This window comes from Deltaproteobacteria bacterium, assembly GCA_019308995.1.
Taxonomy (GTDB): domain Bacteria; phylum Desulfobacterota; class Desulfarculia; order Adiutricales; family JAFDHD01; genus JAFDHD01.
This window is the reverse complement of sequence record JAFDHD010000026.1, coordinates 1-13,066: the sequence shown is the minus strand read 5'-3', so window position 1 is coordinate 13,066 and position 13,066 is coordinate 1. Positions and strand designations below refer to the sequence as shown.

Genomic DNA, 13,066 nt, shown 5'->3' with positions numbered 1-13,066 from the left:
CTCATCAACCTTCTTGTCCTTCGGACCCGGACAAACAAGTTGTCCGGGCTATCATTATCCATATTTTTTGGTTTAAGCCAGCGATGATGATGAAAAATAGTAAGTTGCCACGATTTATCGTATTCCAATGGTAATCAAAACCCTGACTGGACGTATGCAGAGTATTCTCCGACATATGCCAGGTTCTTAGTAATAACCTTAACCTCTACCCCTTCAACCGCTCAATAATCATCTTGACATCCTCCCAGCTTTCCCGCTTCTTTTCCGGGTGGCAAAGGATGTCTTGCGGGTGGATGGTGGGCATGGTGGGAAAGCCGCAGAGATTGTGGAATCTGTGGCGCAGTTTAATAAGCGGTTCGGTGGAGCCTAACAGGCTCTGGGCCGCAGCCTCGCCCAGGAGGCAGATGACCTTAGGCCGGATGGAAGCAATCTGCCTCAAAAGAAACGGTAAACAGACGTGTATTTCATCCGGCTGAGGGGCGCGGTCTGCCGGAGGGCGGCATTTGACCAGCGTGGTGATGTAGCAGTCTTGCCGGGGCGTCTTAAGGCCCTTGACCATAATATCGGTCAGGAGCTGTCCGGTTTCTCCCTGGAAAGGCCGTCCTTCGAGGTCGTCGCTTTCAACCGGGGATGCCCCGATAAACATCAACTTTGCCTTTGGATGGCCCTCTCCAAACACGATCTGCTTCCGGCTGGCCGAGAGCGGGCAGCGAAGGCAATCGCCTAAGTCGAGCCGGATGTCTTCTAACGATTCAATGAAGGATTCGATTAAGGACTCATCAGGAGAAGGTACCTGGACGCGGGGAAGGTTTTCTAAACCAAGGCTTTTGAGGTAATGGAGGTGATGCCTGACCTGGCGCGTCAGGCCGAACAGTTCCTGACGCCGCTTCAGTTTATCCACGACGCGCTGAAACAAGCGAGACGACGCGGTCCCAGATCAGGTCGGCCACCTCTTCCTTGGGAAGCAGCGGCAGCTCTTCGACCGCACCGGCCGGATCAATGATGCTGACCTGGTTGGTTTCCGTGGTAAAGGCCGCGCCCGGCGCTCCGATCTGGTTGGCCACGATCAGGTCCAGGTTCTTGGCCTTCAGTTTGGCCTTAGCGTATTTAATCATATTTTCCGCTTCAGCCGCGAACCCGATCAGGATTTTTTTCCCCTTATTCTTTCCGATTCCGGCCAGGATGTCTGGATTTAAGGTCAGTTCAATTGGAGCCGGGACCTCGGTCTTCTTGACCTTTCCCTCAACCCGTGCTGAAGGCCTGAAGTCCATGGGCGCGGCCGCGCCGATTAGCACGTCAATCCGGTTGAAATGCTCGTTCACCGCGTTTTGCATATCAATGGTGGATTCCACCGGGATTGTCTGAACCCGGTACGGAGACGGCAGAGCGGTCGGGCCGGTAATTAGGATGACTTCGGCCCCGCGCAACCTGGCGCTCCTGACCAGGGCCATGCCCATTTTTCCGCTGGAAAGGTTGCTCAAGAACCTGATCTCATCCCACTGCTCCCGCGTCGGGCCGGAGGTCACCATGACCGTAAGCCCGGCCAGGTCCTGAGGCGAAAGAGCCGCCTGCGTCTCCTCCACGATATCCTCAAGCTCAGCCAGGCGGCCCTGCCCTTCGGTGCCGCAGGCTAAGGCCCCGGTACCCGGATCAACCACGCGGTAATTAAGCGACCTGAGCCTGGTCAGGTTCTCCTGAAGAACCGGATGGTTGTACATGTTGACGTTCATGGCCGGGCAGACCACTACCGGCGAATGCACGGCCATAAGGAAGGTGGACAGAAATTCATCCGCAATGCCAGCGGCCATCTTCCCGATGATGTTGGCCGTGGCCGGGGCAATGACCACCACGTCGGCCCACTCTGCCAGGGCGATATGGCCGATCTTTACCGAATCCTCCGGCTCCCAGAGATCCATGGCCACCGGCTCCCGGGTCAGCGACTGAAAGGTCAGGGGAGTAATGAAACGGCAGGCCGATTGCGTCATGGCCACCCGGACCTGAGCGCCGTGTGACATGAACATGCGGGCCAGTTCAGCGGATTTATAGGCGGCGATGCCTCCGGTGACCGCCAGGACCACGTGTTTATCCTTAAGTCTGTTCATGAAACTTCCCCTTGCCTTTGGTGCTGCTCAACGCAGCGGGGAGACCCATATCTCGACCTTGGTGGTCAGTATCTCTTCCTTGATAAGGATAATACAGACTTTTTTTGGTTTTTCAAATAAGTAAAGCATGGTGGGATAGCGAAAGATGCTCTTGAGCTGCCAGCCGTCTCTGAGCATCGAATCGGTGAAAAAGTTGACCAGCGAGTTGCTATCCACATAGCCCTTAAAATACATGGTTCCGGCCTTGAATCCGGCCACATCGTGAATGAATGAGCGGCGCGTGTCGAGCTTCAGCTCCGCCGGAATCTTGATGTCCTCAAAGTGATAATACCTGACTGCGGCTGCCTGCTCAGCCGGTTCGAGCTCTTTCTGAAAGTAGGCGCAGCCGGCCGGGAGCAAAAAGAGTATACCCAGAAAACTAAAGGCCAAAATCGTCTTCTTATTAAGTCTAATCACGGCTCGCCTCCATTTATTTCTTTATGATTTTTTTTAACAGGGATTCCGTTTTTTTGGACGCCCCTTGCGGCGAGACCCAGATCTCGACTACTAGCTGGTCCGGGCCCTCGGCTGATTCTTCAATGATGATGAGGCAGTTCTTACCTGCCTTGCGGTAGAGCATGATATTCTTGCGAAACTTAAAGACGCTCACAGACTCCCAGTTGTCCCGCGGCATATTCTCCGTAAAGTAAGCCAGGACTTCATCCACCGGCCTGGAGGTCTTGAAAGACAGCATCCCGGTCTTGAGGGATTCCGTGACGTAGAGATAGGATTTATTCCGCTCCAGGGTCAGCCCGTTCGGGATCTGTATATCTTCAAAGTCAAGGTAGGACCCGGAAGGTGGAATTACTTCCTCTGGAACGGGTTTGTATCGGAGCCTGGCAGGACCTCGGCAGCTACTGACGATAAAAACCGCTAAACACAAGGACAAAATTAGCCAAATTCCAACACGCGTCTTCATTATTCGACCCCCCTTAAGAAAAGGATTGAACTTTTTTTGAGGTAGTTCAGTATCACTGTATGTGGTCCACCGTCGGATACGAATAAATTCAACCGCAATCCACATCAATGCACGGCCAAGGCAGCCTCAATCAGACACCACCAGGACTGCCTTGTTTGAGTTCAGCATGTTATCAATCAAGGATTGATCAAGTCAAGCAAAACAGGGCCGCACCGGTAAGACACTTGAGGCCTCATTTCCGCGGGTTAAGAGGGAAATGCGGCAGCTGTTCAAGGACGTGGTTCCGAATGGCCTCCGGGCCGGGCTGTTCTGCGGGCTGCGGCGCCAGAAGCGGTCGCCACTTGCCTTCCTGGCAGGGACATGGTTCCGGATCACGCCCCAGGGGGACCACCTGATCCTGGAAACAGTGCGAGCAGCGCATGACGCTCTTGCTGCCCGCGCGTTTGCCTCGCTTGGCCACGGGCCGGCCGTCAATCTCAATAATGTCCATGGAAAAATCCACCACCGGCGCATTGGAAATGGCCGTGCCCACACCAAAGGCATCCACGATCGGAGCCAGGGAGGCCAGGGTTTCCTCGTTCAAACCGCCGCTGACCGCGATCTTGACGTCAGGATGCCCGGCCAGTTCGAGCTCCCAGCGAACCTCCTCCACAATCCTCGCCATATTGCCGCGCCGCGAACCAGGGGTGTCGAGCCTGATGCCCCAAAGGCGGTCCCCCATGGCCTCGGCTACCCTCAAGGCCTCGAATTTTTCGTCCTGAAAGGTGTCTATGAGGCTGATGCGCTGCACAGACGGATCAATGACCTCGTCAAAGGCTTCGGTGGCCGCCAGGGTATCGCCCATAATGAGGATCAAGGCGTGAGGCATGGTGCCCACCGGCTCCTGGCCCACCAGGGCCGCGCCCAGACCGACGGCCACGCCGTCGCACCCGCCTATCCAGGCGTTGCGCTCCAGCATCGGCGCCAGAGCCGGATGCATGCGCCTGGCCCCAAAGCTGAAGAGACTACTGTCTCCGGCCGCCTTGCGGCAGCGAGCGGCCATGGTCGCCACGCCCGAAGCCTGGCAGATCAGGCCTAAAACAGCCGTCTCCAGATGGCCGAATTCCAGGTATCGGCCCTCAATCTCCATGACCGGCTCGAAAGACCGAAACACGGTCCCTTCAGGCATGGCCCGAACCTTGACCTCGAAATCAGAGAGCAGGCTCAAGGCCTCCTCCAGCCCGGCCAGAACCGCCCACTCCCAACCGGCCGGTAAACCCTTACATATGAACTCAGCCTTGACCCGGACGTCAATCCCTTTGGCCTCGAGGATTTGCTTCGTCCGAGTAAAATAAACGTCCACCACCTCTCCGCCTTTAACCGCCTCAAAGTCCGCGACGTGAAACATCGTCTCTCCTTCTGGCCAACAGATTTAATGGTTAGTATAACACCTGGGAAGGCAGCTTGTTAAGTTTTATGTCAGCTAGCTTTGCACCCTGACCTACATCTTTTGGTTCAATAATAAAGATTGATTGACCTCATCCGCGTCATTGGATAATATTGACTCAACCAAACGCCGCTCCAGGCTATAGAGATCGAAAAATTACCAGTCGGTGAGGCCCCTGTTTCATTCGTTTTTAGATAAATCACCAAAAGAGGAAAACCTATGCGGCCCGTGTTTTGTTTTATTGACGATTCGGCCTTTGAACTCGAGGTGTTTGCAAAGAACATTGTCCCGGCAGCACCGGGCCTCGATTTTATCCTGACCGGAACCTATGACCAGGCCCATGAAAAGCTGGGCCCGCGCTACCCGGCCCTCTTTATCCTGGACCTGTACGGCCGGGACCCTGACCTGCCTGCAAAAGGCGTCCCGGCCAAAGAAGAGCTGGCCGCTGAAATTGACTCCATGGCCTCACTGGACGCGATATATGAAGGCCTGGAAGATTTTCCAGGAGACAGGGTCAACGAATTCCTGAAAAGAATGTTCCATCTGATGGATACGTGGCGGCAGCTGTTTTCCCGGGTCTTCAGGGCCAGCGGTCAGAATATCAACTATGGGCTGGGAAACCTGGAAGCCGCCCGGCAGGACTACCCCGGCGCCGCGGCAGTGGCATACACGCGTAAATCCATGATCTCGGACGCGGTCGAGGTCCTGGCCGAAGGCATGGACGGCCTGAACCTCAAACCGGACGGACCGGACGATGAGGCCATTCACCGCGCCACAAACACGGCCGCCCCTGAACTTCTTAAAAGCTGGTCAGGCATTGTGACCAGGCGCTTTACCAGCCTTTTCCAGGGCCTGGCCATACTCCTTGTTTCAGCCGGGCTGGAAAGTGACACGCGCCAACTCCGGGAAGAGGCAAAGCTTTCGCCTGAAGCCCGGAAAATCCTTGGCTCTGGCTATATGAACTTTCTTAAAGCCGCTGCCGACTGGTGGACTTACATCGGACAGAAGCCGTCAATCTAGAGAGAATGGCAGAATTACATTTTACAAGCCTGTAGCTCGTTCAAAATCCAGGAAGAATTGTTTTAGGGTTCTTTGGAGGCGCGGAAAAGGGTCGGCACGCCGATCAGGGAGGCCTGGTCACCCAAGGCAGACCGCGCCAGGAGAATTTGATCCGGGTCTGAGGTCATGAGGCGCGCCGAAAGCTCGGCCTTGATCCGGGGCTTCAGGAATTCAAAAGCCGCGGCGGCTCCGCCGCCGATAATCGCCCCCTGCAGCCCGAGAAGATTGAAGATATCGGTCAAAACCAGCCCCAGGGCTGAGCCGGCTCGGTCAAAGACCTTCAGGGCCAGAGTGTCGCCCTGCCGGGCCAGGTCAAAGAGATGGGCGGACGTGAGGTCCTCGATCCTGCCTCGGTAGCCGCAGGTCTCTCCCTGCTCGATCCATTCCCGGGCCATTCGGGCCATGGCCGCTGCCGAGGCCAGGGTTTCAAGACAGCCCCGTCCGCCGCAGTTGCAGGTCCGTCCTTCAGGCTCCACGACCATATGGCCGACTTCAGCCGCATTGCCAAAAGAGCCGGTCCAGAGGCGGCCGTTCAGGATAAGACCCCCGCCTACGCCGGTGCCCAGGGTCAGGACTATCAGGTTGTCCAGACCTTGACCGGCCCCGGCCAGCCATTCGCCCAGGGCGTAAAGATTGGCATCGTTTTCAATGCGGACTTCAAGGTCAAGGGCTTGCCAGACGCGTTCGGCCAGAGGCGCGTTCTTCCAATCAGGCAGGTTGGGAGAGAAAACGACCAGGCCTTTTTGCGGCGCGATCCGACCGGCTACACCAATGCCCACGCCCTGGGGCTGAGCTGAAGAAGGGAGGGTGGCCATGAATTCTTTCAGGCGGCCGTTCAGGTCCGCCACGACCTGGTCAAAGCCGCGCTGGATTTGAGCCGGAAAGTGGCCGGAAGACCAGAGCCTGCCTTGGGCGGACACCAGGCCGTACCGGATATTGGTCCCGCCGATGTCAACCCCGAGGTAGTTCGTCACAGCCGGGCCTTCAGTCTTTCAAGGGTTCCTTCGACCAGGGCCCTGATTTCGGTCAGACGCGCCTCGCTTTCAGCTTCAAACCTGAGCACCAAAAGCGGGCCGGTGTTAGAGGCCCGCAGGAGACCCCAGCCGTCCGGGAAAAGGACCCGCACCCCGTCCACCTCAATAATGTCATGATCCCGCCGCAGTTCCTCCCTGACCAGCTCCACCAGCTTGAACTTCTTGTCCTCCGCGCATCCGACCCTGATCTCCGGAGTGCTGTACATCCTGGGCAGGTCGGTTAAAAATTGCGAGACAGGGATAGTGCTGCGCGAAACGATTTCCAGAAGACGGCAGGCAGCGTAAATGGCATCGTCATACCCAAAATACCGGTGCTGGAAAAACATGTGCCCGCTCATCTCCCCGGCAAGCAAACCTTCCTCCTCCTTGAGCTTCTGCTTGATCAGGGAATGACCGGTCCGCCACATGATGGCCCGGCCGCCGTGAGCCTCGATGTCGTCGTACAGATTTTTGGAGCACTTGACTTCAGCGATAAAGGTTCCACTCTTCTCGGTCCTGAGGATGTCCCGGGCAAAGATGACCATGAGCATGTCCCCGAAAATAATCTCACCCTTCTCATCCACCACGCCGATGCGGTCCGTGTCGCCGTCAAACCCGATGCCCAGTTCGAGTTTCTGGCTGACAACGGTTTCAACCAAGGTGGCCATGTTGGCGAGCACGGTCGGGTCGGGTTCGTGGTTGGGGAAGTTGCCATCCATTTCGGTAAAGAGTTCGACCGCAGGCGAGCCCAGGCGTTTGAGCAGCGGGGCGGCCACCACGCCGCCGGTGCCGTTGCCTGCGTCAATCGCGACCTTAACCGGCCGTTCGATATTAATGTTATTTGCCAGGTAATCAGTATAGGAAGTTATGATATCGCGCTTTTCTGCTGAACCGCTTCCGGTAATAAAAGCTCCCTTATCAAGCAGGCGCCTGAACTTTTGGATCTCTTGGCCAAAAATAGTGTCCAGCCCCAGGGAGACCTTGAAGCCGTTGTACTGAGGCGGATTATGGCTGGCCGTAATCATGAGGCCGCCGTCGGCCTTGAAATGCCTCAAGGCAAAGTAGAAAACCGGCGTCGGGCAGATACCGACATCAATGACATGGACTCCTGATTTGGTCAGACCTTCCACCAGGGCGTTCCGGATCGGTTCCGAACTCAAGCGGCAGTCCCGCCCCACTACGGCGCTCACGCCGCCGTGCTCATGAAGGTAGGTTCCAAAGCCCTGACCCAGGGTATGGGCGTCATCCAGATCAAAATCTTCATCCACGATACCGCGGATATCGTATTCCCGAAACATTTCCTTCTTCATACCGCTCATGCCTCCATGATCATCTTTTCGAAAACATAGCATATTTCAGCGCGCTCCGGTAGTGGGTTGTGCTCAGGGGCTCTGGACGAGGGGAAAGTCCTGGTTATATTTGCGTGGATTTATTAGGAGGGATATGATATGAACCTTGATCCACGTGGTCCTTCTTTTACGAGCCCAGGCTGTTGACCCTTTATTTATACATCCCTGACAGCATTCCTCTGACCTTCAAGCGCCGTGCGCTGACAACCTCATGACCAGGCGACCTCTGTATAACCTGACAGAAGGCAGCATCATAAGCGGCATGTGGCGTCTTTCCCTGCCCATGGTCGGCTCCATGATTCTGCATGACATCCTGCAGCTGGTTGATCTTTTTTTCCTGGGACGCCTTGGAGCGGTTTACGTGGCCGGATTGACCATGGGCGGTGTCTTTGTGGAGACCTTCTATACTCTGGCCATGGGAATTTCAACCGGGACCGTGGCCATGGTGGCGCGCCATGTTGGCGCGGGGAAAAGAAAAGAGGCGCATAATGTCGTGGTTCAGTCCATCTTCATCGGGCTGGCCTTATCGTTGATCATGACGGGTCTGGGTCTTTTTTTAAGTGATTGGGCCCTGACGCTAATCGGCACCACGGGCGAGGTCAAGGTTCAGGGCGCGGTGTATCTTCGTATCGTTGCCTTGGGCTCGGTTTTTATTTTCGTTCCCTTTAATCTGAATTCCGCGCTCCGAGGCGCTGGAGATGCGGTCACGCCGCTCAAAATCATGGCCGTGTCGAACGTGCTCAATATCATCCTCGCGCCGCTCTTAATCTTCGGTCTCCTGGGTTTCCCGCGCTGGGAGATGGCTGGGGCCGCATGGGCCGTGGTCATCTCACGAGGTGTGGGCGCGCTTTTGACCTGTTACGTCTTTTTCAGCGGTACCAGCTTTTTCCGGCTTCAGGCCCAGGACATGAAACTCGATCTCCCGGTCATGTGGACCCTCATCAGGATAGGGTTTTACGGGTCATTGCAGATGCTGTTCCGCAATATCTCCGCCCTGTTCATAGCGCGTCTGGTGGCGGTTTTCGGGATTACGGCCATGGCCGCTTATGGCATCGTGATCAGGCTTCGCATGTCGGTCCTTCTCCCGGGTATGGCCATCGGAAACGCGGCCGCCACCCTGGTCGGTCAAAATTTAGGCGCTGGCAAACCCGAGCGGGCGGTTAAGACCGGGTGGGCCGGTGTAGGTTTTTATGCTGTCTTCATGCTCTGTTTGACCTTCCTTTTTATACTCTTTGCCAATGAACTGGTAGGTGTCTTCAATCAAAGTCCAGAGGTCATAGCGGAGGGTTCCCTGTTTCTTAAGATATTTTCAGCCACTTTTATCTTTCTGGCTTTTTCTTCGGTGCTGGGCCGGGCCATAACCGGGGCCGGGGATACCTTCTCACCCATGGTTATTACAGGATTGATCATCCTTGGTCTGCGTATTCCTCTGGCTTACATGCTTTCCCTCAGCCTGGGGCCCGCGGGCATCTGGCTGGGAATGGCCTTATCAAATGTAGTTCAGGGCATTGTCTTTACATTCTGGTTTCATCTCGGAAGATGGAAGAAGGCGATGATTGATTAACCGGCGGCTTAAAAATTATGATAGCTGAGATTTGATTATATAACGGGTTCAGGCAGGTTTTGATTTTAGAGACAGCCCCCAACAAGATTGAAGTTTTTGCTACAATATGTAATTATTAGACATCTGAGAATTGAGAATAAGGCAAGGAACCATATGAATCTATCACCACTAAGGACAAACGACGTCGTTAGTAATTAGCGGCAGGCATTGGTGGCTCTTATGCTAGGAAAACTTGAATTTCGAGTTTAAACAGATCATCCCTAAATTTTTATTAGAGAAAACAGATACTTAGCAATTAAGTATACTATCCCCAGAATTCCTGATGAAAAAAGAGCTTCACGCATTGCGATCTACATGGACGGAACAATTCAAACAAGTGAGGAAGAACTAATTGAAATCAAATCTTGGCACATTGAAAACCTTCTGACATTTAAAAAAATTTTTCCGTCCTTGGTCAAGAAAGGTTTCAGCTCGATAACATGACACCAACTTCAAGTTCTATAAGCAGGTCACTGACAACGAACAGTTTGCTGATGCCTTCTTTGGGTGGTTGTTTGAGAGGTATCGTGAGGGAGTTGAGGTAAGAGATAAGCTTCATCAATAGTTGATTCAGTTTTTTCCTAAACGTGAGGATTCCCAATGAGTACAGTCGATACACCTGATATGGTATGCTGTGTTAATTGTTTTCGAGATCGTCACATAAAGCAATTTATTCGTGGTGGTGAAAATATTGGGACTTGTGATTATTGTTTGAGTGAGAAAATCGATACTCATAGTGTTAGAGATGTTGGTCAATTTATCATGGCTGGTTTTCTCCAACGATATGAAGATGCTGCCCACCAGGTTCCCTATGAATCCAGGGAGGGTGGCTATCAATATCCAACCGAAACCATTACAGAGATTTTACTTGAATCGCCAGATATTTGGGGGGATATATTAGATGATCCTTCTACGTTGCTGCATGACTTAATTTATGATGACAACACAGCTTATGTTACCCACCACCCTCATGGTCCTCCTCCTGGCATGCCAGACGAGATTGAACACTGGCAAAAATTTTGTGAAACGGTTAAAAGAGAGAAACGATTTACTGCGTTCTTAGATGATAAAAATTCTGATCCCAATGACCCTCAAAATCCAAGAAATCTACTATCTACAATTGCCAACCATTTCTTTGAGGACCATCTTGATTACTACCCTCCAGGTAGGAAAATTTATCGAGCCAGGATCAAATCAGGATCAAAAAATTATAGCCACGAGGAACTTACCAGTCCACCTTTAAGCAACACGAGGAACAGTCGAATGAGTCCTGTTGGTATTTCATTTTTTTATGGTGGCAATGATTCTCCTACGTGTATACATGAAATTAGACCAAGTGTAGGTGAAACTGTAGTTGTTGCTGAATTTGAGGTGCTCCGACCATTGACTATTTTATCCTTTCAGTACGATATGGTTGAAACTACAAGCATGTTCGATCCTTCTTATAATTACGATTACGATGAATTTACCATACCATTTTTGAATTACTTCATATCAGATATCTCAAAGCCCATAAGAGATACTGATTCTGATATCGAATACGTTCCCAGCCAAGTTTTTACGGAGTTCATAAAATCATTCGATTTTGATTGGGCATTTACTTATGCTGGGAGTGATAAGGGTGAAAACGACCCAGTTTTAATTGATGGTATTTCGTTTCCAAGTTCACTTAATACTGGCGGCCAAAATATCGTCTTATTTCGAGGGCCGGAAATCTCAACAGAAAACACTGGCAACAAGGGCGATGCATGGCTCCTCTACAAAAACTATACAGAGGAGAAAATTACTGAAGTTGTTGTTAGTTCGAAGCCTGTAACGTAGTTACCTTATAATGTATTGAGCCGCACCAGTCCCACTGCCCTCTGCCATCTTCCTTCTCGATCCAGGATTGATAGGCCTGTACGCCCTGCGGAGGGGATCACACTATATTCCTCAAAATACCATTCTGATAAACCTTTTTAACGGGAAACCCAAGGGTTATTTGGCCCTAGTGAGCTTACACCAATTGTGCGCGTAATCTTTACTGGCGCAGCCCGGGAAGTAGATCGCGTTTCTGGCAAATGTTGTGTCTTTAGATTGCATCATGCAGGATTGGCCGCATACACTATATCTTGATAACATTGATTATTTCAGATCCGGGTAAGATATCCAAATCCGATCTGGACATGGCTTGATATTTGGCCATCATTTTCTATTTACTTGCAAGAAAAGTTATTCAACCAATTCAACCACGTCCCCCTTTTCATAGGAGGCTAGCCGTGAAAAAATTTTTTTAAGACTTTCAATTATGGTGCTTTTCCTTGTCGTTATTTTTCCAAACACGCAGTTGGGGTATGCATGTTCTTCGTTCTTTCTACATGATGGGAACCATATGGTTTTTGGAAAAAATTTCGACTGGAGCTTTGGTTCCGGGTTAATAATCATAAACAAGAGAGGTGTTAAAAAAACAGCCCTGCTGGAGCCTCCGGAAAAACCCGTTCGATGGGTTTCACAATATGGCAGCATCACCTTTAATCAGGTATCGAAAGAATTTCCTTTTGGCGGAATTAACGAAGCAGGCCTTGTCGTGGAGCAGATGTGGTTAGAAGAAACCCAGTATCCCGGCCCTGACAATCGCCGGGTCCTTAGCGAACTGCAATGGATCCAATACCAGTTAGATAATTGCCGCAGTGTGAATGAGGTTTTCGATAGTGACGCCCACATCCGAATATCGCAAAATAAATCCAACATCCATTTTCTGGTATGCGATCGTTCAGGCAATGTGGCTGTCATAGAATTCCTTAACGGGAAACGCGTATACCAAACCGGAAAAAACTTGTTCGTAAAGGCTTTGACAAATGACAGTTATTTAAACTCCATGGCCTATCTTAAAAAGCATGTCGGTTTTGGAGGCAAGAAGGAAATTTCCAGCTCGCCTAAATCCCTGGATCGTTTTGTAAGAATAGCTGAAAGGTTAAAAGACTATAAACCAAATCAATCCGGGTTTATTGTAAGTTATGCGTTCGATATATTGTCTTACGTTTCAGTATCTAGTGAGAAGTCGGATACGGTGTGGAGTATTATTTACGATCTAGAAAATCTACAAATATATTTTAAGACGATTGAAAGTAAGGATATAAAGACCTTGAGATTAAAGGATTTTGATTTTAGATGCGATATCCCTTCAAAAGTATTGGATATCAACACAGGGGTGAAAGGTGATTTGTTAGATCATTTCGTGGCGTACAGCACAGACATCAATAGAAAATTGGTCCGTTCTACTTTCGCAAAATTTAAAAAAACAAGTGTAAAAAGTACAGAGAACTCTAACCTTGAGATATTGATAAGATATCCATCGTCGGTAAGATGCATTCGTTAAGAAGAGTGATGAGGAGGAGCAGTAAAATGATCTTCCCCCCGATAATCAGAACACATTTTACGCTAGTGTTTGTAATCTATAACCACCCCATAAGCTTGCCGGTTAACGGGTCTGGCAAGAATTACAAAAGTAATTGGATTTAAGCTTAAAAAAATATTATTCCCCTAGGCCGTAACCGCTCTCGATCAGTTCCTGTAG

11 protein-coding genes are annotated in these 13,066 nt (G+C 51.4%); 4 read left to right on the top strand and 7 right to left on the bottom strand.

What is annotated here, in order from left to right; translation table 11 throughout:
• Positions 1-205: 205 nt before the first annotated feature.
• The 5 genes from JRI95_06580 to JRI95_06560 all read right to left on the bottom strand — a co-directional run bounded on the left by JRI95_06580 (position 206) and on the right by JRI95_06560 (position 4,447).
• Positions 206-901, bottom strand: coding sequence for a uracil-DNA glycosylase (locus JRI95_06580; protein ID MBW2061216.1), 696 nt, complete (start codon positions 899-901; stop codon positions 206-208).
• Positions 894-2,102 (bottom strand): bifunctional phosphopantothenoylcysteine decarboxylase/phosphopantothenate--cysteine ligase CoaBC, encoded by a 1,209-nt coding sequence (gene coaBC, locus JRI95_06575; GenBank protein ID MBW2061215.1) that lies wholly within the window; start codon positions 2,100-2,102, stop codon positions 894-896. Before coaBC ends, JRI95_06580 begins: the two co-directional genes overlap by 8 nt.
• 27 nt (positions 2,103-2,129) lie before the next feature.
• Entirely contained in the window at positions 2,130-2,558 is a 429-nt protein-coding gene (locus JRI95_06570; protein MBW2061214.1) for a hypothetical protein, read from the bottom strand.
• A 13-nt stretch (positions 2,559-2,571) separates the two neighbouring features.
• Entirely contained in the window at positions 2,572-3,060 is a 489-nt protein-coding gene (locus JRI95_06565; GenBank protein MBW2061213.1) for a hypothetical protein, read from the bottom strand.
• 232 nt (positions 3,061-3,292) lie between these two features.
• Positions 3,293-4,447 (bottom strand): nicotinate phosphoribosyltransferase, encoded by a 1,155-nt coding sequence (locus JRI95_06560; GenBank protein ID MBW2061212.1) that lies wholly within the window; start codon positions 4,445-4,447, stop codon positions 3,293-3,295.
• A gap of 258 nt (positions 4,448-4,705) precedes the next feature.
• Here JRI95_06560 and JRI95_06555 point away from each other — a divergent pair, with 258 nt between their 5' ends.
• Positions 4,706-5,506 (top strand): hypothetical protein, encoded by an 801-nt coding sequence (locus JRI95_06555; GenBank protein ID MBW2061211.1) that lies wholly within the window; start codon positions 4,706-4,708, stop codon positions 5,504-5,506.
• Between the two features lie 62 nt (positions 5,507-5,568).
• Here JRI95_06555 and JRI95_06550 read toward each other — a convergent pair whose 3' ends face one another.
• Both JRI95_06550 and JRI95_06545 read right to left on the bottom strand, forming a co-directional pair.
• Positions 5,569-6,519, bottom strand: coding sequence for an ROK family protein (locus JRI95_06550; protein MBW2061210.1), 951 nt, complete (start codon positions 6,517-6,519; stop codon positions 5,569-5,571).
• On the bottom strand, positions 6,516-7,868 hold the full coding sequence (locus tag JRI95_06545) for a phosphomannomutase/phosphoglucomutase (GenBank protein ID MBW2061209.1): 1,353 nt from the start codon (positions 7,866-7,868) through the stop codon (positions 6,516-6,518). The genes JRI95_06550 and JRI95_06545 overlap by 4 nt, the downstream gene beginning before the upstream one ends.
• Positions 7,869-8,118: 250 nt before the next feature.
• Between JRI95_06545 and JRI95_06540 the strand changes: the two genes are divergently transcribed.
• The 3 genes from JRI95_06540 to JRI95_06530 all read left to right on the top strand — a co-directional run bounded on the left by JRI95_06540 (position 8,119) and on the right by JRI95_06530 (position 12,868).
• Complete coding sequence (locus JRI95_06540) at positions 8,119-9,471, top strand: MATE family efflux transporter (GenBank protein MBW2061208.1); 1,353 nt, start codon at positions 8,119-8,121, stop codon at positions 9,469-9,471.
• 639 nt (positions 9,472-10,110) lie between these two features.
• Positions 10,111-11,331, top strand: coding sequence for an RES domain-containing protein (locus tag JRI95_06535; protein ID MBW2061207.1), 1,221 nt, complete (start codon positions 10,111-10,113; stop codon positions 11,329-11,331).
• 550 nt (positions 11,332-11,881) lie between these two features.
• Positions 11,882-12,868 carry a linear amide C-N hydrolase gene (locus tag JRI95_06530; GenBank protein ID MBW2061206.1) on the top strand — a complete coding sequence of 329 codons (987 nt, stop codon included), beginning with the start codon at positions 11,882-11,884 and terminating at the stop codon, positions 12,866-12,868.
• The last annotated feature ends 198 nt before the right edge of the window (positions 12,869-13,066 follow it).

Bases quoted from the DNA above. Each gene is read 5' to 3' on its own strand.
- coaBC (MBW2061215.1), bottom strand. From the start codon at position 2,102: ATGAACAGACTTAAGGATAAACACGTGGTCCTGGCGGTCACCGGAGGC.
- JRI95_06565 (MBW2061213.1), bottom strand. From the start codon at position 3,060: ATGAAGACGCGTGTTGGAATTTGGCTAATTTTGTCCTTGTGTTTAGCG.
- JRI95_06560 (MBW2061212.1), bottom strand. From the start codon at position 4,447: ATGTTTCACGTCGCGGACTTTGAGGCGGTTAAAGGCGGAGAGGTGGTG.
- JRI95_06555 (MBW2061211.1), top strand. From the start codon at position 4,706: ATGCGGCCCGTGTTTTGTTTTATTGACGATTCGGCCTTTGAACTCGAG.
- JRI95_06545 (MBW2061209.1), bottom strand. From the start codon at position 7,868: ATGAAGAAGGAAATGTTTCGGGAATACGATATCCGCGGTATCGTGGAT.
- JRI95_06540 (MBW2061208.1), top strand. From the start codon at position 8,119: ATGACCAGGCGACCTCTGTATAACCTGACAGAAGGCAGCATCATAAGC.
- JRI95_06535 (MBW2061207.1), top strand. From the start codon at position 10,111: ATGAGTACAGTCGATACACCTGATATGGTATGCTGTGTTAATTGTTTT.
- JRI95_06530 (MBW2061206.1), top strand. From the start codon at position 11,882: ATGGTTTTTGGAAAAAATTTCGACTGGAGCTTTGGTTCCGGGTTAATA.